At 69.9% G+C, this 20,250-nt stretch carries 20 protein-coding genes; 4 read left to right on the top strand and 16 right to left on the bottom strand.

Annotated elements, in window-relative coordinates; all coding sequences use genetic code 11:
• Positions 1-605: 605 nt before the first annotated feature.
• The 5 genes from AC3EO4_RS25445 to gap form a co-directional block, all read right to left on the bottom strand.
• On the bottom strand, positions 606-950 hold the full coding sequence (locus tag AC3EO4_RS25445) for an RNA polymerase-binding protein RbpA (RefSeq protein WP_183661989.1): 345 nt from the start codon (positions 948-950) through the stop codon (positions 606-608).
• A 69-nt stretch (positions 951-1,019) separates the two neighbouring features.
• Positions 1,020-1,250: a preprotein translocase subunit SecG gene (secG, locus tag AC3EO4_RS25450; RefSeq protein WP_358139007.1), complete on the bottom strand. Its 231-nt coding sequence runs from the start codon at positions 1,248-1,250 to the stop codon at positions 1,020-1,022.
• Between the two features lie 98 nt (positions 1,251-1,348).
• Positions 1,349-2,131, bottom strand: a complete 783-nt coding sequence (gene tpiA / locus AC3EO4_RS25455) for a triose-phosphate isomerase (protein ID WP_431898184.1) — start codon at positions 2,129-2,131, stop codon at positions 1,349-1,351.
• 48 nt (positions 2,132-2,179) lie between these two features.
• A complete protein-coding gene (locus AC3EO4_RS25460) occupies positions 2,180-3,358 on the bottom strand; it encodes a phosphoglycerate kinase (RefSeq protein WP_431898186.1) in 1,179 nt (392 codons plus the stop codon).
• Positions 3,358-4,362 carry a type I glyceraldehyde-3-phosphate dehydrogenase gene (gene gap, locus AC3EO4_RS25465; RefSeq protein WP_431898188.1) on the bottom strand — a complete coding sequence of 335 codons (1,005 nt, stop codon included), beginning with the start codon at positions 4,360-4,362 and terminating at the stop codon, positions 3,358-3,360. Before gap ends, AC3EO4_RS25460 begins: the two co-directional genes overlap by 1 nt.
• A gap of 186 nt (positions 4,363-4,548) precedes the next feature.
• On the opposite strand from gap, the gene AC3EO4_RS25470 reads away from it, so the two are divergent.
• A complete protein-coding gene (locus AC3EO4_RS25470; protein WP_431898190.1) occupies positions 4,549-5,049 on the top strand; it encodes a hypothetical protein in 501 nt (166 codons plus the stop codon).
• A gap of 896 nt (positions 5,050-5,945) precedes the next feature.
• On the opposite strand, the gene whiA is transcribed toward AC3EO4_RS25470, so the two are convergent.
• From whiA to AC3EO4_RS25505, 7 genes are all read right to left on the bottom strand, one after another.
• Positions 5,946-6,926 carry a DNA-binding protein WhiA gene (gene whiA, locus AC3EO4_RS25475; RefSeq protein WP_358138997.1) on the bottom strand — a complete coding sequence of 327 codons (981 nt, stop codon included), beginning with the start codon at positions 6,924-6,926 and terminating at the stop codon, positions 5,946-5,948.
• Between the two features lie 72 nt (positions 6,927-6,998).
• On the bottom strand, positions 6,999-8,048 hold the full coding sequence (locus AC3EO4_RS25480; RefSeq protein ID WP_379569197.1) for a gluconeogenesis factor YvcK family protein: 1,050 nt from the start codon (positions 8,046-8,048) through the stop codon (positions 6,999-7,001).
• Positions 8,049-8,461: 413 nt separating this feature from the next.
• Entirely contained in the window at positions 8,462-9,349 is an 888-nt protein-coding gene (gene rapZ / locus AC3EO4_RS25485; RefSeq protein WP_379569146.1) for an RNase adapter RapZ, read from the bottom strand.
• Between the two features lie 8 nt (positions 9,350-9,357).
• Positions 9,358-11,265, bottom strand: a complete 1,908-nt coding sequence (uvrC, locus tag AC3EO4_RS25490; RefSeq protein ID WP_379569148.1) for an excinuclease ABC subunit UvrC — start codon at positions 11,263-11,265, stop codon at positions 9,358-9,360.
• Between the two features lie 133 nt (positions 11,266-11,398).
• Positions 11,399-11,866 carry a Rieske (2Fe-2S) protein gene (locus tag AC3EO4_RS25495; RefSeq protein WP_431898193.1) on the bottom strand — a complete coding sequence of 156 codons (468 nt, stop codon included), beginning with the start codon at positions 11,864-11,866 and terminating at the stop codon, positions 11,399-11,401.
• A 49-nt stretch (positions 11,867-11,915) separates the two neighbouring features.
• Complete coding sequence (locus tag AC3EO4_RS25500; protein ID WP_379569152.1) at positions 11,916-12,395, bottom strand: Rieske (2Fe-2S) protein; 480 nt, start codon at positions 12,393-12,395, stop codon at positions 11,916-11,918.
• A gap of 109 nt (positions 12,396-12,504) precedes the next feature.
• Positions 12,505-12,942, bottom strand: coding sequence for a Rieske (2Fe-2S) protein (locus AC3EO4_RS25505; RefSeq protein WP_379569154.1), 438 nt, complete (start codon positions 12,940-12,942; stop codon positions 12,505-12,507).
• A gap of 168 nt (positions 12,943-13,110) precedes the next feature.
• Between AC3EO4_RS25505 and AC3EO4_RS25510 the strand changes: the two genes are divergently transcribed.
• The gene (locus tag AC3EO4_RS25510) at positions 13,111-13,803 is read left to right on the top strand and encodes a DUF2306 domain-containing protein (RefSeq protein ID WP_379569155.1); all 693 of its coding nucleotides are present in this window, start codon (positions 13,111-13,113) and stop codon (positions 13,801-13,803) included.
• Between the two features lie 48 nt (positions 13,804-13,851).
• On the opposite strand, the gene uvrA is transcribed toward AC3EO4_RS25510, so the two are convergent.
• Entirely contained in the window at positions 13,852-16,692 is a 2,841-nt protein-coding gene (gene uvrA / locus AC3EO4_RS25515) for an excinuclease ABC subunit UvrA (protein ID WP_431898196.1), read from the bottom strand.
• Between the two features lie 178 nt (positions 16,693-16,870).
• Here uvrA and AC3EO4_RS25520 point away from each other — a divergent pair, with 178 nt between their 5' ends.
• A complete protein-coding gene (locus AC3EO4_RS25520; RefSeq protein WP_431898198.1) occupies positions 16,871-17,659 on the top strand; it encodes a maleylpyruvate isomerase family mycothiol-dependent enzyme in 789 nt (262 codons plus the stop codon).
• Positions 17,656-18,312 carry an MBL fold metallo-hydrolase gene (locus AC3EO4_RS25525; RefSeq protein WP_379581528.1) on the top strand — a complete coding sequence of 219 codons (657 nt, stop codon included), beginning with the start codon at positions 17,656-17,658 and terminating at the stop codon, positions 18,310-18,312. Before AC3EO4_RS25520 ends, AC3EO4_RS25525 begins: the two co-directional genes overlap by 4 nt.
• A 51-nt stretch (positions 18,313-18,363) precedes the next feature.
• On the opposite strand, the gene AC3EO4_RS25530 is transcribed toward AC3EO4_RS25525, so the two are convergent.
• The 3 genes from AC3EO4_RS25530 to AC3EO4_RS25540 are packed head-to-tail and all read right to left on the bottom strand — an operon-like array spanning position 18,364 to position 20,154.
• Positions 18,364-18,636: a hypothetical protein gene (locus AC3EO4_RS25530; RefSeq protein WP_379581526.1), complete on the bottom strand. Its 273-nt coding sequence runs from the start codon at positions 18,634-18,636 to the stop codon at positions 18,364-18,366.
• A 50-nt stretch (positions 18,637-18,686) separates the two neighbouring features.
• Entirely contained in the window at positions 18,687-19,517 is an 831-nt protein-coding gene (gene pssA / locus AC3EO4_RS25535; protein ID WP_379581524.1) for a CDP-diacylglycerol--serine O-phosphatidyltransferase, read from the bottom strand.
• A complete protein-coding gene (locus tag AC3EO4_RS25540; RefSeq protein WP_379581522.1) occupies positions 19,504-20,154 on the bottom strand; it encodes a phosphatidylserine decarboxylase in 651 nt (216 codons plus the stop codon). Before AC3EO4_RS25540 ends, pssA begins: the two co-directional genes overlap by 14 nt.
• Positions 20,155-20,250: the final 96 nt, after the last annotated feature.

Here is a 20,250-nt window from a genome sequence, read left to right on the forward strand (position 1 = left end):
CGGCGCCACGGCGAGAGACCGCCCCACGCCGCCGGGGGAACACCTGCCTCACCTGGGAGAACCCGCACCCCGGGCGGGCGACGACAGGAGGCGACCGCCACCGACGACCGGAAGGCCGCCCGAACACCCCGCCGCGCGACGGCCCGCGTCACAACCGAAAGGCGACCGCAGCCCACGGAAGGCGGGAACCGAACCGCCCCCAGGCCGCGAAAAACGGGAACCGACCCACGAAAGACAGCAACCGTAAGACCGCCCAGAGGCACCGCACGGAAGGCAGGAACCGAAAGACCGCCCCAGGGCCAGGGAAGGCGGCCCCGCACCCCGAGCGGGCACGGCACGAAGGCGCCCGGCGACGACGACGGAACGCCGCCCGACAACCCCGGAGGCCGACGGGTCGAACGAGGGGAAGCCCGCCCCGGCAGGAGAGCTTCCAGCGGAAAGCGGGCCCCCGGGAGCGACGATCCGACGATCCGGTCGATGACCTGTACGAAGACCCGAGCGACCCGGTGCCGGCCCAGGACTCCCAGGACGCGGGCGAGCCGAAAGGGCCGACAACGCGAAGACCCCGGCCTGTCGCGGGCCGGGGTCTTCGGGGTTCGGAAGTCCTACCAGGGGGACTTGTTGGCGCGCAGGCGCTCGAGGGCCTCCTCGAGGATCGCCTTGCCGTCCTTGTCGCTCCTGCGCTCCTTCACGTACGCCAGGTGCGTCTTGTACGGCTCGTTCCTCGGGGGAGCCGGCGGCGCCGCCTCATCCTGGCCGGCCGGGAGGCCGCAACGGGGGCAGTCCCATGTCTCGGGGACCGCCGCGTCGCTGGCGAAGCTGGGGCGCGTCTCATGCATGTTGGCGCACCAGAACGAGACCCGCACTCTCGGAGCTGCCTCGCCGCGCTCGGCCTCCCCCATAGGGCCGGCGCCGACTCGGCTGCCACGGATCGCGTTGCCACTACCCACGGATGAACTCCTCGCTCGATCGCCCCGCGTGCGGCGGGGGGAGAATCACTGTCACGCGTTGACGTGCTGTCAGGGCTTGAGCAGCAGGCCAAGGGCGATGATGCAGACGAACCACACGATGCCGGTGATGATGGTCAGCCGGTCGAGGTTGCGCTCCACCACCGAGGAACCGCCGAAGTTCGACGAGAAACCGCCGCCGAACATGTCGGACAGACCTCCGCCCTTACCCTTGTGGAGCAGCACCAGCAGGATCATGAGGCAGCTCGCCAGGATGAGGGCGATGGAGATTCCGATAGTCACCGTAGACCCGTTCTTTCAATGCTCTGTTCGCGCGACGATTCAAACTTGCTTCTAGAGGGTACGACCTGCTGTCAAGTCGCACCCTCCGAACGCTGTAGTCAGCCAGACATTTCGCCGAAACGGCAGATCTTGACGTACTCCCCTGCATCGAGGCTTGCACCGCCCACGAGGGCGCCGTCGATGTCGGGTTGAGCCATGATCCCGGCGATGTTGTCAGACTTGACCGAGCCTCCGTAAAGGATACGGATGCCGGCGGCCACTTCGGGCGTGTAGAGCGCGGCGAGTCGTGCTCGAAGCGCGCTGCACACCTCTTGTGCGTCTTGCGGAGTGGCCACCTCGCCGGTACCGATCGCCCAGACCGGCTCGTAGGCCACCACTATCGATTTTGCCTGCTCTTCGCTGATTCCGCGCATGGCGGCCTCAAGTTGTGCCTCGCAGTGGCCCGTCTGGTTCTGCGCCTGCCGTATCTCGAGGGTCTCGCCGACGCACAGGATCGGCGTCAGGGAGTGGCGGTAGGCGGCCTGGACCTTGGCGTTGACGAGATCGTCGTCCTCATGGTGGTACTGCCGCCGCTCGGAGTGGCCGATGGTCACGAAGGTGCAACCGAGTTTGGCCAGCATCGCGCCCGAGATCTCACCGGTGTAGGCACCGGCGTCGTGCCGGGACAGGTCCTGCGAGCCGTAGACGATCCGCAGCTTGTCGCCGTCGACCAGCGTCTGCACGCTGCGCAGGTCGGTGAACGGCGGCAGCACCGCCACGTCGACCTTGTCGAAGTCCTTGTCGTTGAGTGCGAATGCCAGCTTCTGGACCAGCGCGATGGCCTCGAGGTGGTTGAGGTTCATCTTCCAGTTGCCGGCGATGAGCGGCTTGCGCGTGCTCAATGCTCGCTCACCACGCGTCCGCGCTCGCTGCGTCGGGTTCGCTGCACGTCAGTCCTCCAGGACGGCCAGGCCGGGCAGGGTCTTGCCTTCGAGATACTCGAGGCTAGCCCCACCACCGGTGGAAATGTGGGAGAAGCCGTCCTCGGGCAAGCCAAGCTTGCGCACGGCTGCGGCCGAGTCGCCGCCGCCGACCACGGTGAAGGCCTCGGAAGCGACCAACGCCTCGGCCACCGCGCGAGTTCCGCCGGCGAACGCGTCGAACTCGAACACGCCCATCGGGCCGTTCCAGAAGACGGTGCGCGCGTCGGCGAGCTTGCCCGCGAACAGCTCGCGGCTCCTGGGCCCGATGTCGAGCCCTTGGCGGTCGGCCGGGATCGCGGTGGCCTCGACCACCTCGTGGTCGGCGTCTTCGGCGAAGTGGGTGGCCGCCAGCACGTCGACGGGCAGAACGAGCTCGACGCCGCGCTTGGCGGCCTCGTCGAGGAAGCCGCGCACCTGGTCGAGCTGGTCCTCCTGCAGCAGCGACCTGCCGACCTCGTGACCCTGGGCCTTGAGGAAGGTGTAGGCCATGCCGCCGCCGATGAGCAGCCTGTCGACCTTGGTCAGCAGGTTGGCGATGACGCCGAGCTTGTCGGAGACCTTCGCGCCGCCGAGCACGACCACGTAGGGCCGCTCGAGGTCCTCGGTGAGCTTCTTGAGCACCTCGACCTCGGACACGATGAGCCTGCCCGCCGCGTGCGGCAGCAGCTGGGGCACGTCATAGACGCTGGCGTGCTTACGGTGCACGGCGCCGAAGCCGTCGCCGACGTACAGCTCGGCGAGGCCGGCCAGCCGCTCGGCGAAGGCACGCCTGACGGCGTCGTCCTTGGACTCCTCGCCGGGCTCGAAGCGCAGGTTCTCCAGAAGGGCGACCTGGCCGTCCTGGAGTCCTTCCACCGTCTCGGTCCCGACGACCTCGGGCGAGAAGGCGACCTCCTGCCCCAGCAGCTCGCCCAGGCGCCTGGCGACGGGCCTGAGGGAGTACTTGGGATTCCGCTCCCCCTTGGGGCGCCCCAGGTGGGCGCAGACGACGACCTTCGCGCCGCGCTCCACCAGGGTCCTGATCGTGGGCACCGACGCGCGGATGCGGCCGTCGTCGGTGATCGTGTCCCCGTCGAGGGGGACGTTCAGGTCGGCGCGCACGAGCACGCGCCGACCCTTCACGTCGAGATCGTCGAGCGTGCGCATCAGAGGTCAGCGCCCACCAGCTGGATGAGGTCGGCGAGGCGGTTGGAGTAGCCCCACTCGTTGTCGTACCAGCCGACGACCTTCACCTGGTTGCCGATGACCTTGGTCAGGCCCGCGTCGAAGATGCAGGAGGCGGGGTCGGTGACGATGTCGCTGGAGACGATCTCGTCCTCGGTGTAGGTGAGGATGCCCTTGAGCGGGCCCTCGGCGGCGGCCTTGACGGCGGCGTTGACCTCCTCGACGGTGACCTCGCGGGCCAGGTCGACGGTCAGGTCGGTGGCCGAGCCCGTCGGGATCGGCACGCGCATCGCGAAGCCGTCGAGCTTGCCCTTCAGCTCGGGCAGCACCAGGCCGATGGCCTTGGCGGCGCCGGTGGAGGTCGGCACCACGTTGAGGGCGGCGGCGCGGGCGCGGCGCAGGTCCTTGTGCGGGCCGTCCTGCAGGTTCTGGTCCTGCGTGTAGGCGTGGATGGTGGTCATCAGACCCTTCTCGATGGTGAAGGCGTCGTGGATGACCTTGGCCATCGGGGCCAGGCAGTTGGTGGTGCAGGAGGCGTTGGAGATGATCGTGTGCGACGCGGGGTCGTACTTGTCATGGTTGACGCCCATCACGATGGTGATGTCCTCGCCCTTGGCGGGCGCGGAGATGATCACCTTCTTGGCGCCGTTGTCGGCGTGCACCTTGGCCTTGGCGGCGTCGGTGAACAGGCCGGTCGACTCCACCACCACGTCGACACCCAGGTCGCCCCACGGCAGCTTGGCGGGGTCACGCTCTTCGAAGACCTTGATGGCCTTGCCGTCAACGGTGATCTCGTCGCTCGAAGCCTTCACCTCGTACGGCAGGCGGCCCAGGATGCTGTCGTACTTCAGCAGGTGGGCGAGCGTCGCGTTGTCGGTCAGATCGTTGACCGCGACGATCTCGATGTCCTTGCCGCTGGCGGCGACCGCTCGCCAGAAATTGCGGCCGATGCGACCGAAGCCGTTGACGCCTACGCGGATGCTCACGGAACCGTCTCCTCGTACATGAATGGCGGGCTGAAACCTCAAACGCAAACACTATCGGACCGAAATTGGTTTAGACCACGCGAGGTCCCACCCTGTTTTTCGTCGATCACCACACGTCATTTGCACCACTCGAGTAAAGTGCCCGACTCGTTACTGTCAACACGTCTCTATCCCTAGGACCGCACAATGACCCAGCAGAAGTCAGGACTGGTCCCCGGCATCCTCATCGGCCTGGTGGCCATGCTCGTCGGCGCGGGCGTCCACGGGGCCGTCATCGGCGTCACGGAGTACAACCTCGGCATCGTCGCCGTGCTGGTCGGCATGCTCGTCGGCCTCGGCATGACGGCCGTCAAGCCGTCCAGCGCCGTCCTGCCGTCGCTGGCAGCGCTCTTCGGCCTCGTCGGCGCGGCCCTCGGCACCACCATCGGCGTGATCGCGCTCACCGTGAAGGACGCCCCGGGTACCGGCTACGTGACCGCGGCCCGCACGGTCGTCACGCAGTTCGACAGGGTGATCCAGGCCGACCCGGTGGTCGCGCTGTTCTGGGTGATCAGCGCGGTGGCGGCGTTCGCGTTCGTGAACAAGCGGGTCAAGGCCGTCAGGGCGGCCAGGGCCGAGGCCGTCCAGACGCCGCCCGCCGCTGCTCCGCAGGAGCCCGTCGACCTGTTCACTCCCAGGAACCGCTGACCCCGCCCGCAGGCCGGCTTCACCGAGGAACGGCACGCCCCGACGGCCCCGCCCCCGAAGCACCGCCGAGCGGCCTTCGGCATCCCCCACCCACCTGGCAGCCGTCGCGAGCGGCACACAGCGCCCGCCGCCCGCCGCCTGCCTGCGAGCCCCTGAGCGGCACACCACGGTGCCCGCCGCCCGGCCCCGAGCCCTTGAGCGGCACGCGATGCCCGCCACTCGCCCGCGAGCCCCTGACTGAGCGGCACACGGTGCCCGCCACTCGCCCGCGAGCCCCTGACTGAGCGGCACGCGATGCCCGCCGCCCGGCCGCGAGCCCCTGAGCGGCACGAACAGCCCGTTCGCCTCCACGCCGAACCGCTGCCGGGACCCGCCTGTGCAGCACGAGGCCGGCCGCACTCCGCTCTCAGGCGGCCCTCGGGCGCCCAGGTCCATCCCACTGAGGGTCCATCCCGCCCGTTGAGGGTCCATCCCGCTGAGACAGTCCCCGGCTCATCGCCGCGCCCCGCCGACCCGACGAACGGCCCGGCCTCCCCCGTTCAGCCGTGCCCTCTGCGAGCCGCTGAGCAGCCGACTCCCGCCCCGGCAGCGCCCCATGAGCGGCCTGGCGAGCCAAGACTCCCCGTTCAGCCCCGGCCCTGCGAGCCGGTGATCGGCCTACGCCTGCCCTGCTCACCCTCGGGAGCCGATGAGGGCCGCGGCCCCGCTCTCCTACGAGCGGCCCAGGTCCCGTTCGGTCCTGCCCGCGAGCCGCTCGCTGACCGCCGCCGTCCGTGACGCTCCACCGCTGAACGGTCCTCGGGCACCGCGGGGGGACGGCACCCGCACGGCTCACGCAGCGAGCATCTCCGCCGAGTGCCCCTCGAGCACCGCGGGGGGAACGGCGCCCGCACGGCTCACGGGGCGAGCATCTCCACGGTCAGGTTGGCCTCGGTGTTGGGAATGCCCAGGTCGGAGGCGCGCTTGTCGGCCATCGCCAGCAGCCGCCTGATACGGCCCGCGATCGCGTCCTTGGTCAGCGGCGGGTCGGCGATCTGGCCCAGTTCCTCCAGCGACGCCTGCTTGTGCTCCACCCGCAGCCGGCCGGCGATGACCAGGTGGTCGGGGGCGTCGTCGCCGAGGATCTCCAGCGCCCGCTGTACCCGCGCACCCGCCGCCACAGCCGCGCGCGCCGAACGCCGCAGGTTGGCGTCGTCGAAGTTGGCGAGCCTGTTGGCGGTGGCGCGCACCTCGCGGCGCATCCGCCGCTCCTCCCACGCGAGCACGCTGTCGTGGGCACCGAGCCTGGTCAGCAGCGCGCTGATCGCGTCGCCGTCCCGCACGACGACCCTGTCGACGCCGCGCACCTCCCGCGCCTTGGCGTGGATCTTGAGCCGCCGCGCCGAGCCCACCAGCGCGAGCGCCGCCTCAGGTCCTGGGCAGGTCACCTCCAGCGACATCGAACGGCCCGGCTCGGTCAGCGACCCGTGGGCGAGGAAGGCTCCCCGCCATGCCGCCTCCGCGTCGCAGGAGGCTCCTGCCACCACCTGGCGGGGCAGACCCCTGACAGGGCGGCCGTGGTTGTCGATCAGGCCGGTCTGCCTGGCCAGCGCCTCGCCGTCGCGGTAGACGCGCACGACGTAGCGCGAGCCCTTGCGCAGCCCCGCGGGAGCGAGCACGAGCACCTCGGCCTTGTGGCCGAAGACCTCGCCGATGTCCTTGATCAGCCGGCGGGCGGTGGCGTTGGTGTCGAGCTCGGCCTCGATCACGATGCGTCCGCCCACGAGGTGCAGCCCGCTCGCGAAGCGCAGCAGCGTGGACACCTCCGCCTTGCGGCAGCAAGGCTTGAGCACCGGCAGTCGGCTCAGCTCGTCCTTCACCACACCTGTCATTGCCATAAGCGTTAGTCCTCCCCCATACAGACCGGCTCCCAAGAAGTCTCTCGCACCTTCGCGCGACGCCGACCAGGATCAACGCTTCTGGAGGAAAATCTCGTCAAGGACGGAGGCAAGACGTCGTGGGTCATGCCTCGGCGAGCCGTCCTCGGCCGCCACGACGGCCGTGACCACCCGGCCGCCCAGAGCGGCCGCGGCCTTCTCCAGCGCGTCGGGGTCGTCGACCACGCCCGTGTCGGCCAGGACCACGTCCACCGTGAGGTCGGGGGCGTGCTGCCTGAGCACCTCCAGGTGTTGCTGGGGTGAGAAGTCGTCGGTCTCGCCCGGCTGGGGGGCGAGATTGAGCGTGACCAGCCGCCGTGCCCTGGTGACGTGGAGCGCCTCGGCCAGCTCGGGCACCTTCAGGTGCGGCAGCACGCTGGTGAACCACGATCCGGGGCCGAAGACGACCCAGTCGGCGTCGAGGATCGCCTGCACAGCCTCGGGACGCGCGGGCGGGTCCTCGGGCACCAGCGAGATGGCCTGGACCCTGCCAGGGGTGAGCGCGCACGCCACCTGGCCGCGCACGGTCGAGGTCACACCGTCGAGCTCGACCTCGGCGACGATGTCGAGCGGCACCGAGGCCATCGGCAGCACCCTGCCGTGGGCGCCGAGCAGGCGTCCCACCCAGTCGAGCCCCGCCACCGGGTCTCCCAGCAGCTCCCACAGGGCCACGATCAGGAGGTTGCCGACGGCGTGCCCGTGCAGGTCGCCCTCGCTCCTGAACCGGTGCTGGACCACCTCGCTCCAGGTACTGCCCCATTCGTCGTCGCCGCACAGCGCGGCCAGCGCCATCCGCAGGTCGCCGGGCGGCAGCACGCCGAGCTCGCGCCTGAGCCTGCCGCTGGAGCCGCCGTCATCGGCCACGGTCACGACGGCGGTCAGTTCGTCCGTCACGGTCCGCAGCGCGGTCAGGGAGGCGTAGAGCCCGTGTCCGCCGCCCAGCGCGACCACCTTCGGTCTCCGCCCCACACGCCCGTCATCCGCGGCCCGCACATCCTCACGAGCCTCACCGTCCACCGCCCGCGCGTCTGCCCGGACCTCACCGACCGGAGCTTCCAGAGCGTCGCCGGCCGAAGCCCGCATGTCCTGCCGAGAGCCGCCGACCACGCCACCCGCGCCCTCCCGAGGGTCGCCGGCCACACCGCCCGCGTCCTCCCAAGAGCCGCCTGCCACGCCACCCGCGTCCTCCTGAGGGCCGGCCACGCCTCTGGCGACCTTCCGAGGCTCACCGACCGGTCCGCGCGCTATCGCCTCGACCTCGCGCCCCGAGCCCTCCGCGTCCGACCGCACCTCGTGTGCCGAGCCCTGCACGTCGTACCCCGAGCGCTGCGCGTCCGACCGCGCCTCGTCCTCAGCACGCCGCGCCTCCAGCCCAGCCTCGCCCGACGGACTCCACGCCTCCAGCCCGGCCTCACCCGACGAACGCCGTGCCTCCGGCCGGACCATCCGGTCCGGCCGCTGCGTTTCCTGCTTGGCTATGTTCCGCTGCTCATCCGTCACTCCCGGCCCACATCCCGGTGACTCACCTGGACCTCCATCCCGCGGTCGCGCAGCCGGCCGCCGAGCTGTTCAGCCATGGCCACGCTGCGGTGCTTCCCGCCCGTGCAGCCCACCGCCAGCGTCGCGTAGCTCTTGCCCTCGCGAGAGTACCCGGCCGCGACGATCTTGAACGCCTCCTCGTAGGCGTCGAGGAACTCCTTGGCCCCCGCCTGTCCGAGGACGTAGTCGCGCACGGGAGCGTCGAGGCCGTTCATCGGCCGCAGGTCGGGCACCCAGTGCGGGTTGGGCAGGAAGCGGCAGTCGACGACGAGGTCGGCGTCGACGGGCAGGCCGTACTTGAAGCCGAAGGAGACCACGTTGACCCGCAGCCCCGGCCTGTTGTCGCCGCCGAAATAGGCGACGATCTTGTTGCGCAGCTCGTGGACGTTGTGCGCCGAGGTGTCTATCACCAGGTCGGCGTTGGCGCGCACCTCGCGCAGGATGCCGCGCTCGCGCGCGATGCCGTCGACCAGCCTGCCCTCGCCCTGCAGCGGGTGCGGCCTGCGCACGTTCTCGAACCTGCGCACCAGCTCCTCGTCGCTGGCCTCGAGGAACACCACGCGGACGCGCACCCCGCGCCCCTCCAGCTCCTCGATCGCCGCGTTGAGGTCGGTGGTGAACGCCAGGCTCCGCACGTCGACCACGGCCGCCACCTTGTCGGCGGCCAGCTTGACCCTTCCCGCCTCCTCGGCCATGGCGAACAGCAACCCCGGCGGCAGGTTGTCGATGACGAACCAGCCCAAGTCCTCAAGCGCCTTGGCCGCGGTGCTGCGCCCGGCGCCTGACATGCCGGTCACGATGACGAACGCGGTCTCGGCGCGTCCTTGATGCTCTGGGCTGCTCATAACCCTCACTACTCCTGGGCAAACCTCGACACGATCACCTCTGCGGTCGCGCGGCCGATGCCGGGAACCTCGCAGATCTCGGCCACGGTGGCCTCACGCAGCCGCTTCACGGAGCCGAAATGCTTGAGCAACGCCTGTCTACGGGCCGGGCCGAGGCCAGGCACGCCGTCGAGCGCGCTCTCCTTCACCGTCTTGGACCGCTTGGATCGATGGTAGGTGATGGCGAAGCGATGTGCCTCGTCGCGCACCCGTTGCAGCAGGTAGAGGCCCTCGCTGGCGCGCGGCAGGATGACCGGCTGGTCGTCGCCCGGCAGCCAGACCTCCTCCAGCCGCTTGGCGAGCCCGCACACCGCGACGTCGTCGACGCCGAGCTCGTCGAGCGCCCGCTGTGCCGCCGCGGCCTGCGGCCCCGCGCCGTCGACCACCACCAGGTTGGGCGGATAGGCGAACTTGCGCGGCTTGCCGGTCTCCGGGTCGATCGGCCCGTGCCCATGCTCGTCCTCCGCCGTCAGCTCGCCGGTGGCCGAGCGCTCCTCCAGGTAGCGCTTGAACCTGCGGGTGATCACCTCGTGGATCGAGGCGACATCGCCCTCCTTCGTCCGTACGGCGAAGCGCCGGTACTCGCTCTTGCGGGCGAGCCCGTCCTCGAAGACCACCATCGACGCGACGACGTTCTCCCCCTGCAGGTGGGACACGTCGTAGCACTCGATGCGCAGCGGCGCCTGGTCGAGGTCGAGCGCTTCGGCGATCTCCTGCAACGCCTTGCTCCGCGTCGTCAGGTCGCTGGCTCTGCGGATCTTGTGCTGGGCCAGCGCCTCCTTGGCGTTGCGCTCGACGGTCTCCATCAGCGACTTCTTGTCACCCCGCTGCGGCACCCGCAGCTCCACCCTGGCGCCGCGCTGCTCGGTCAGCAGTTCGGTGACGGCGTCGGCGTCCGGCGGCAGCACGGGCACCAGCACCTCCTTGGGGATCTCGCCCTCGGAGTAGATCTGCAGGAGGAAGTGCTCGACCAGCTCGCCAGGCGTGGTCTCCTCGACCTTGTCGACCACCCAGCCGCGCTGGCCCCTGATGCGCCCGGCGCGCACGTAGAACACCTGGACGGCCGCCTCCAGCGGGTCCTCCGACAGGGCGATCACGTCGGCGTCGGTGGCGTCGCCGAACACGACCGCCTGCTTCTCCAGCGCGCGTTGCAGGGCCTGGATGTCATCACGGATGCGCGCGGCCCGCTCGTACTCCTGCTCACCGGCCGCGGCGCGCATGTCCTGCTCGAGACGCTTGATGAAGCGGCTCGTGTTGCCCGCCATGAAGTCGCAGAAGTCCTCGGCCAGCTCGCGGTGCTCCTCCGGCGTCACCCTGGCGACGCAGGGGGCCGAGCACTTGTCGATGTAGCCGAGCAGGCACGGCCTGCCGATCTGTCCCGCCCTCTTGAAGACGCCGGCCGAGCAGGTGCGCACAGGGAAGACCCGCAGCAGCAGGTCGACGGTCTCGCGGATGGCCCAGGCATGGGAGTAGGGCCCGAAGTAGCGGGTGCCTTTCTTCTTCGCGCCGCGCATCACCTGCACGCGCGGGAACTCCTCGCCCATGGTGACCGCGAGGTAGGGGTAGGACTTGTCGTCGCGGTACTTGACGTTGAAACGCGGGTCGAACTCCTTGATCCAGGAGTATTCGAGCTGGAGCGCCTCGACCTCGGTGCCCACGACCGTCCAGTCGACGCTCGCCGCGGTGGTGAGCATGGTCTGGGTGCGCGGATGCAGCCCAACGAAGTCGGCGAAGTAGGAGTTGAGCCGCTGGCGCAGGCTCTTCGCCTTGCCCACGTAGATCACCCGGGCGTTGGCGTCCCGGAACCGATAGACCCCTGGGGAATCGGGGATCGACCCCGGCTTCGGCCGGAAACTCAAGGTGCTCGCCACGTTCAAAAGCCTATAGGCCACCACCGACAACCAAGCGCGATCCAGCCTTGGCCCACCGAACCGTCAAGCCCGCCGGCAGCGCACCCGTGACGGAGCCGCCCGCCGTACCCGAAGGCCCTCGGGTACGGCGGGCGGCGCCTCACGCCAGCGTGATCGCGTCTCCGTCGACCTTGATCGGCACCTCGGCCAGCGGCGCGGTCGCGGGCCCGCCCTTGACCGAGCCGTCCTCGATGCTGAACTTGCTGCCGTGACACGGGCAGTCGATGGTCCCGTCGCCGACAGACGCCACAGGACAGCCCTTGTGGGTGCAGATCGCGCTGAAGCACTTGAACTGCCCGGCCGTCGGCTGGGTCACGACGACCTTCTGCTCCTTGAAGATCGTCCCGCCGCCGACGGGGACGTCGGCCGCGGACGTGAGGGCGCCGCCGCCCGCGCCGGTCGAGGCGGACTCCGAGGCCGAGGCCGACGGTGCCGCCGAGCTTTCCTGCGCCTGGGGCGCCGCACTGGTCGCGCCGCCATCGCCGCCGCACGCGGCGAGCGCCATGGCGAGGCCACCCGCTCCCACGCCGGCGATGACGGTCCTGCGGCTCTGAAGATCTGCTGACATGCGGTCCAACCAACCGCAGACTGCTGAGAAAATTGTGAAAGAACGTGCTCTATGCCAACGAAATCGAGTCGCCCTCGACGGTGATCTTCTTCTCGGCCAGGGGCTTGGCCGCGGGACCGTTGGCGACGGAACCGTCGGCGATGTTGAACTTGCTGCCGTGGCACGGGCAGTTGATCGTGCCGTTCGAGACACTGGCGACCGTGCATCCTTGGTGGGTGCACACGGCGGTGAAGCACTTGAACTCGCCCGCCGTGGGCTGCGTCACCACGACCTTCTGGTTCGCGAAGACCTTGCCGCCCCCCTCGGGGATGTCGGCCGTGCCGGCCAGTTCGTCACCGGCCGGCTTCTTCTTGGACTTCGGCGCCGCCGACTCCGACTCGGCGGGCTGCGCCTCGCCCGAGCCGCTCGTCGCAGGCGCGGCCGCCGTGTCACCCGCCGGCTGGCCGTAGCTCGCGCACGCGGTGAGCAGCGCCCCCAGGCCCGCACCCCCAGCTCCCAGCATCACCGCGCGGCGTGTCGTCTCTGCCATGGTCACCCTCCCAGGATTCGCTGTCTCTCTCAGTTACGGCCGGCGCGGCCGTACCGGTTCAGAGTCTCCCTCGACAGCCCCCTGATCCATGCAGATTTACCGTTTCACATCACAAGATGATGATGCCGTCACCTTCGACCTTGAGCGGGAACTCCGCCAGCGCGCCCTGTGCGGGACCCTTCAGGCACTTGCCCGAGTCGGCGGCGAACTCGCTGCCGTGGCACGGGCACGTCATGACCCCGTCCTCGGGGCGGCCCACCGCGCAGCCGCGGTGCGGGCACTTGGCGGTGAACGCCTTGAACACCCCCGACGTGGGCTGGGTGATCACGATCTTCCACTCCTGGATCACCTTGCCGCCGCCCACGGGCACGTCGGCCTTCTGCGCGATGACCTTGCCCTTGATGCCCGGCGGCACCACCGCTTTCGCCGATCCGTCGGAGGCGCCGCACCCCGCCAGCGCGACGCCGCACACCGCCACGCCCGTCGCGCCCAGCATCTCGCGCCGCCCGATCCCGGGCACGCCTCGACCCCGCTCCTCGCCTGCCATGTCGCCCCTCCACCGTCCCCCGACGCCCATGCCAGGCCGGGCCTTTACCTGCTCTTCAGCTTATTGAGACCACCCGTCGGTCCCGCATCCGGCCCCGTCGGGAGGCTGACGGCGATCCGGTCAGCGGATGGTGAGCCGACGGTCAGCGCGGGCGCGGACGGTGAGGGCATGACGACCACAACCACTCCCCCTGTCCGCAGAGAGCGCGCCTCCCGTCCGCGCTGGTGGCGGCGGCCGTGGGTGGCACCGCTCGGCGTCGTGGCGATCGCGTTCGTCGCGTTCTCGCTGCCGCCCTACCTCTCTCTCGACCCTTCGCTGTCGCGGGTGCCCGCGCCGTACCCGTGGTACTACGCCGTGCTCTCGGTACACGTGGTGCTGGGCTCGATCGCGATGCTGGCCTGCTGCCTGCAGGTGTGGCCCTGGTTCAGGCAGCGTCACCGGCGGGCGCACCGGGTCATCGGCCGCGTGTACGTGCTCGCCCAGCTGCCGGCGGGCATGCTCGCACTGGTGCTGGCGTGGGCCACGCCGTTCGGGCCCGTGGCGATGGCCAGTTCCCTGCTCATGGCGCCGCTGTGGCTGGCCTGCACGATCGCGGGATGGCGGATGGCCAGGCAGCGCAGGTTCGCCGAGCACAGGCGCTGGATGATCCGCAGCTTCGCCCTCACCATGTCGATCATCACGAACCGGTTCTGGGGCGCGCTCGCGGTGGTGCTGCTGTCCCCGTCGACCCCTGCCGGCGGCGAGCAGCAACTCATGCACACGGTCGCGGGCCTCAGCACGTGGCTGGGGTGGACGATCCCGCTGCTGGTCGCCGAGTGGTGGCTGCAGCGCGGCGACGCGGCGAAGCGCCGCCGCCGATAGGCCCGTGGAGGGGACGGCGCGAACGGCGCCGTCCCCTCCGCGAGACCGTCAGACGGAAAGGATCTTCCGCAGGAAGCGACCCGTGTGGCTCTCGTCCACCAGGGCCACCTCCTCGGGGGTGCCCGCCGCGACCAGCGTGCCGCCGCGGGATCCGCCCTCGGGACCCATGTCGATCACCCAGTCGGCGGTCTTGATCACGTCGAGGTTGTGCTCGATCACGATCACCGTGTTGCCGCCGTCGACCAGCCGCCCGAGCACGCCGAGCAGTCGCCGGATGTCCTCGAAGTGCAGGCCCGTGGTCGGCTCGTCGAGCACGTAGATCGTGCGGCCCGTCTGGCGCCGCTGCAGCTCGGAGGCGAGCTTGACACGCTGCGCCTCGCCGCCCGACAGCGTGGTGGCCGGCTGCCCGAGCCGTACGTAGCCGAGACCGACGTCGTTGAGCGTCTGCAGGTGCCGCTTGATCGCCGGGATCGCCTCGAAGAAGGACAGCGCCTCCTCGATCGGCATGTCGAGCACCTCGGAGATCGTCTTGCCCTTGTAGTGGACCTCCAGCGTCTCCCTGTTGTAGCGGGCGCCGTGGCAGACCTCGCAGGGGACGTAGACGTCCGGCAGGAAGTTCATCTCGATCTTGATCGTGCCGTCGCCCGCGCACGCCTCGCAGCGGCCGCCCTTGACGTTGAAGCTGAACCGGCCCGGCTGGTAGCCGCGCACCTTCGCCTCGGTGGTCGCCGCGAACAGCTTGCGGACGTGGTCGAAGACGCCGGTGTAGGTCGCCGGGTTGGAGCGCGGCGTACGGCCGATCGGCGACTGGTCGACGTGGACGACCTTGTCGACCTGGTCCATGCCGTTGACCCTGGAATGGCGGCCCGGCACCGTGCGGGCACCGTTGAGCTCCTTGGCCAGGGCGTTGTAGAGAATGTCGTTGACCAGCGTCGACTTGCCGGAACCCGACACTCCGGTGACGGCGGTGAACACGCCGAGGGGGAAGTCGATGTCGACGCCCTTCAGGTTGTGCTCGCGCGCGCCCTTCACCGTGATCTGCCGCTTCCTGTCCCGCTTGCGGCGCTTGGCCGGCACGGCGATCGACCTGCGGCCCGACAGGTAGGCGCCCGTCATCGACTCCTCGCTGGCGAGGAGGTCCTGCACGGTGCCCGAGACGACGACCTGACCGCCGTGCTCGCCCGCGCCGGGACCGATGTCGACCACCCAGTCGGCGGCGGCGATGGTGTCCTCGTCGTGCTCGACGACGATCAGCGTGTTGCCCATGTCGCGCAGCCTGATCAGCGTGTCGAGCAGCCGCATGTTGTCGCGCTGGTGCAGGCCGATGGACGGCTCGTCGAGGACGTAGAGCACGCCGACCAGGCCCGAGCCGATCTGCGTGGCCAGGCGGATGCGCTGGGCCTCGCCGCCGGCGAGCGTGCCGGCGGCACGGTCCATGGTGAGGTAGTCGAGCCCGACGTCGAGCAGGAAGCCCATCCGGGCGTTGATCTCCTTGACCACCCGTTCGGCGATCTGCATGTCGCGCTCGGACAGCTTCAGCGCGGCGAGGAACTTGGCGCACTCGCCGATGGACATGCCCGACACCTCGGCGATGGACTTGTCGGCGACGGTGACGGCCAGCGAGACCGGCTTGAGCCTTGCCCCCCGGCAGGCCGGGCACGGGATCTCGCGCATGTAGCCCTCGAAGCGCTCGCGCGAGGAGTCGCTTTCGGCCTCGGCGTGCCTACGCTGCACCCAGGGGATCACACCCTCGTAGGTGGTGTAGTAGGCGCGCTGCCTGCCGTACCTGTTGCTGTAGCGGACGTGGACCTGCTCGTCGTGGCCGTACAGCAGCGACTTCTGCGCCTTCTTCGGCAGCCGCTCCCACGGGGTGTCGAGGTTGAAGCCCATGGCCAGGCCGAGCGCCTCGATGAGGCGGATGAAGTATTCGCTGGTGTGGCCGCCCGCCCACGGGTTGAGCGCGCCGTCGCCGAGCGTCTTCTCCGGGTCTGGTACGACGAGGTCGGGGTCGACCTCCATCTTGGTGCCGAGGCCCGTGCACTCGGGGCAGGCCCCGAACGGCGAGTTGAAGGAGAACGAACGCGGCTCCAGCTCCTCGAACGACAGGTCGTCGTAGGGGCAGTAGAGGTGCTCGGAGTAGAAGCGCTCACGGCCGGGGTCGGTCTCGGGCAGGTCGACGAACTCCAGCGTGATCGTGCCGCCGGACAGCTGCAGCGCGGTCTCCACCGAGTCGGTGAGCCGCCTGCGCGAGGACTCCTTCACCGACAGCCGGTCCACGATGACCTCGATGTCGTGCTTCTCGTACTTCTTCAGCGTCGGCGGCTCTTCGAGACGGATCACCGTGCCGTCGACCCTCGCCCTGGCGAAGCCCTTGGTCTGCAGCTCGCGGAACAGCTCGGCGTACTCGCCCTTGCGGCCCCTGATGACAGGGGCGAGCACCTGGAAGCGGGTGCCCTCCTCCAGCTCCATCACCCTGTCGACGATCTGCTGCGGCGTCTGCCTGGCGATGGGGCGCTCGCAGGCCGGGCAGTGGGGCTTTCCGATGCGCGCCCACAGCAGTCGCAGGTAGTCGTAGACCTCGGTGATCGTGCCGACCGTCGAGCGGGGGTTGCGGCTGGTCGACTTCTGGTCGATGGAGACCGCGGGAGAAAGGCCCTCGATGAAGTCGACGTCGGGCTTGTCCATCTGGCCGAGGAACTGGCGGGCGTAGGACGACAGGGACTCGACGTAGCGGCGCTGACCCTCGGCGAAGATCGTGTCGAAAGCCAGGCTCGACTTGCCCGAGCCGGAGAGCCCGGTGAAGACGATCAGGGAGTCTCGCGGAAGGTCGAGCGAGACGTCCTTGAGGTTGTGTTCTCGTGCGCCACGCACGATCAAACGGTCTGCCACGGTGATCCCGACGTCGAAGGTGTTGATAGGTCCACGGGGGATGGTAAAGGGAGGGTCCGACAATTTCGGGGGTCCGCTGGCGCCCCGCCGGAAACTTCCCTCACCAGAGTACGGCTTTCTTCCCGGCCGGTACCGGTCCTTGGAGGTTCAACCACGTGAACTGCGGCATTATGCCCGCATGACCGTTCTCCCCACGCTGCGCGCCGAGCTCGCCGCCGCGACGGACCGCTTCATCGCCACGGCGGCCGAGCTCGACGACGCCGACATCGCGGCGCCGTCCCTGCTGCCCGGCTGGAGCAGGGGCCACGTCATCACCCATGTCGCCCGCAACGCCGACGGCCTCGGCAACCTGCTGACCTGGGCCAGGACAGGCGTCGAGACGCCGCAGTATCCCGACCCGGGCCGGCGGGCGGCCGACATCGAGGCGGGAGCCGCGCGTCCGGCCGCCGAGCAGCGCGCCGACCTGGTCGACAGCGCCGCGCGGCTGGCCGCCGCCGTCGAGTCGCTGCCCGAGGCCGCCTGGTCGGCCCGTGTCGCCGCGCTGCGTCCGCCGCCCCATCCCGCCTGGTACGTCCTGGTGCGGCGGCTGCGGGAGCTGGAGCTCCACCATGTGGACCTGGACGCGGGATACACGCCCGCCGACTGGCCCGCCGCGTTCGTGCGCAGGGAGTTGCACGACACCCTGACCTGCTGGCCGTACGGCGAGAGCACGGTGGGCGGCATCGTCTTCACCGAGCCCGTGGATGAGTGGAGCGACCTGGGGAAGGGACCGGTGGTGCGAGGAGAGGCCCGTGAGGTGCTCGCCTGGCTGACCGGCCGGTCGGCTGGACAGGGGATTAGGGTGGTGCGAGAGGAGCCGGGCGCCCCACGTGAGGAGGTACCTCCACCGCCGCCGTGGCTGACCATGCCCTCTCCGGCGGACCTCCCCTCGGCGCCTCCTGACACCTATCCAGAGGAGAGCCCATGACCTACACAGGCGATGTCCAGGTCGGCGGCCCCGCCGACGTCCGGGAGCTGCCCAAGCTGACCATCTCCAAGCTCGCCGTGGGCCCGTTCGACAACAACGCCTACCTGTTGCGCTGTGCCGAGACCGGCGAAGGGCTGCTCATCGACGCGGCCGCCGACGCCGACAGGATCCTGGCGCTGACGTCGGACCAGCCGATCAGCACCGTCGTCACCACGCACCAGCACGGCGACCACTGGCAGGCCCTGGAGCAGGTGGTCAAGGTGACGGGCGCGACGACGCTCGCCCACCCGCTCGACGCGGGCGCGCTGCCCGTCACCGTGGACCGGCTCGTGGAACACGGCGACCACGTCTCCGTGGGCGATGTCACGCTCGAAGTGATCCACCTGCGGGGCCACACGCCCGGCTCGATCGCCCTGCTGTACGACGGCGGCGAGGGCGAGCGGCACCTGTTCACCGGCGACTCGCTGTTCCCCGGCGGCGTCGGCAACACGTGGAAGGACGCCGAACGGTTCGAGCAGCTCTACTCCGACGTCGTGGAGCGGGTCTTCGACCGGCTGCCCGACGAGACATGGGTGTATCCGGGCCACGGCAAGGACACCACGCTCGGCGCCGAGCGTCCCTCTCTGCCGGAATGGAAGGCCCGCGGCTGGTGAGAACCCGCCGGTACGGCGGGCACCCACCGTACCGGGCTCATCCCGGGCCGGTCACGGGCCCTCCCTCGCGGACAGGATGCGGACCACCTTCTCGGCCGCGGCCGCGGGATCGGCGGTGCTGGCCAGCACCTCACCCCACGACCACCGGTAGAACCAGCCGTCGGCCAGCGCGACGCAGTCGACGGTCTCCGTCAGCAGGCCCGAGCCCTGCTCGCCGCCGACCCGCAGCGAAGGCGGTTCGGCGCGCAGGCTCGTCGCCAGGCCGCGAAGCTCCAACTCCCTGGCCAACCGGCCGAGAAAATAGGTGCGGGTGTGCTCGCGCATGGTTCCATTGAAACCCGGGCGAGCCCACCCGCAGGAGGGGAAAGCCTCGATCAGTCGCCCACGCGGGCGGCGTCCTTGCGCTCCTTGCGCTGCTCGCGCTTGAAGAACAGCACCCTCAGCGGGATCGCGGCGACCAGCGTGATCTGCATGGTGGCGCCGACCTGGATGAGCGTGTCGCCGCCCTGCGGCCAGGCGGCCCACGCGGTGAGGCAGGCCACGTTGATCATGATCCAGGCGAGCACCACGGCCGCGAGCTGCCCCTTGGGCTTGGGGTACTCGATGCGGCTGACCATCAGCCACGCGACGCCGAGCACCGCCGCCAGCGAGAACCAGTTGGGCTGGAACAGCAGCACGATCGAGACGACCGTCATCGCGCCCATCGGGATGGGCAGGCCCATGAAGTCGCCGCTCTTGGTCTTGACGCAGGCGAAGCGGGCCAGCCGTACGCATCCGGCGATCAGCACGGACGCCGCCGCGACGATCACGGCCGTGAGCGGGAGTTTGCCGGTGAAGCCGCCCCAGATCACCACCATGAAGGCGGGCGCGAAGCCGAAGCTGATCACGTCGGCCAGGTTGTCGAGCTCGGCGCCCATCGCGGAGGCACGGAAGCGCCGCGCCACCAGGCCGTCGAACAGGTCGCACGTGGCGCCGATCAGCAGCAGCACCACGGCGGTGGCGAAGTAGCGCGGGTCGGGTACGAACCCGGCGCCCGCCTTCAGCGCCTGGATCGCCGACGAGGCGAGCACGCAGACGGCCAGGAAGCCGCACAGGGCGTTGCCCAGGGACAGAGAGTCTGCCGCCGACAGCCTGAAGGCCTTGCCCACAGGACCGCGCGGCTCCTCCTCCTCGGCCTGCCAGCCTCCAGCCTCAGCCGCGGTCAATTCGAGTCACCCCCGCCACCGTCTTCTCGCCGACGCTCACCGCGGGCGAGATCCCTTCGGGAAGGTAGATGTCCACCCGCGAACCGAACCTGATGAGCCCGATGCGCTCGGTCTGCGAGACTTTGACGCCGGAGGTCATGTACGGCACGATCCTGCGCGCCACAGCGCCCGCGATCTGCACCATCTCGATGTCGCCGAGCGCGGTCTCGAAATGCCACACCACGCGCTCGTTCTGGTCGCTGTCCTTGTTGAAAGCCGGCAGGAACCCACCCGCCACATGCTGCACGGAGGTGACAGTTCCCGCAAGGGGTGCCCGGTTGACGTGCACGTTCAGGGGGCTCATGAAGATCGCCACCCGGGTGCGGCCGTCCGGCCACGGGTCGATGCTCTGCACGACGCCGTCGGCCGGCGAGAGGATCGTGCCCTCTCCCGGCTCGCGGTCGGGGTCGCGGAAGAACCAGAGCATGGCGCCGGTGAGCGCGGTCAGCGGCACGGCCGCGAAGCCCCAGCGCCGGTCACGGCGGCTGAGGAACGTCGTGGCCGCCGCGGCGGCCACGGTCGGGAAGAGCCACGGAGAGACGCCACGGGCCAGCCGTACACGGCGGCCCTGCTGGCGGCTTGCGGAATCGTCTGACACTGACAACCTTTGATGGTGACTACGGACGGGCGCTTTGTCGAGATGTTACATAATTCGCAACTGTTACACGAAGCAAAGCGCCTGGACCACCGTCGC

Source organism: Nonomuraea sp. bgisy101 (assembly GCF_057708945.1).

Coding starts and splice junctions, on each gene's coding strand:
- AC3EO4_RS25495 (WP_431898193.1), bottom strand. CDS start 11,866: ATGTCAGCAGATCTTCAGAGCCGCAGGACCGTCATCGCCGGCGTGGGA.
- AC3EO4_RS25500 (WP_379569152.1), bottom strand. CDS start 12,395: ATGGCAGAGACGACACGCCGCGCGGTGATGCTGGGAGCTGGGGGTGCG.
- rapZ (WP_379569146.1), bottom strand. CDS start 9,349: ATGAGCAGCCCAGAGCATCAAGGACGCGCCGAGACCGCGTTCGTCATC.
- AC3EO4_RS25460 (WP_431898186.1), bottom strand. CDS start 3,358: ATGCGCACGCTCGACGATCTCGACGTGAAGGGTCGGCGCGTGCTCGTG.
- AC3EO4_RS25480 (WP_379569197.1), bottom strand. CDS start 8,048: ATGCGGGCTTCGGCCGGCGACGCTCTGGAAGCTCCGGTCGGTGAGGTC.
- AC3EO4_RS25530 (WP_379581526.1), bottom strand. CDS start 18,636: ATGCGCGAGCACACCCGCACCTATTTTCTCGGCCGGTTGGCCAGGGAG.
- AC3EO4_RS25510 (WP_379569155.1), top strand. CDS start 13,111: ATGACGACCACAACCACTCCCCCTGTCCGCAGAGAGCGCGCCTCCCGT.
- AC3EO4_RS25505 (WP_379569154.1), bottom strand. CDS start 12,942: ATGGCAGGCGAGGAGCGGGGTCGAGGCGTGCCCGGGATCGGGCGGCGC.
- whiA (WP_358138997.1), bottom strand. CDS start 6,926: ATGGCAATGACAGGTGTGGTGAAGGACGAGCTGAGCCGACTGCCGGTG.
- AC3EO4_RS25525 (WP_379581528.1), top strand. CDS start 17,656: ATGACCTACACAGGCGATGTCCAGGTCGGCGGCCCCGCCGACGTCCGG.
- AC3EO4_RS25470 (WP_431898190.1), top strand. CDS start 4,549: ATGACCCAGCAGAAGTCAGGACTGGTCCCCGGCATCCTCATCGGCCTG.
- AC3EO4_RS25520 (WP_431898198.1), top strand. CDS start 16,871: ATGACCGTTCTCCCCACGCTGCGCGCCGAGCTCGCCGCCGCGACGGAC.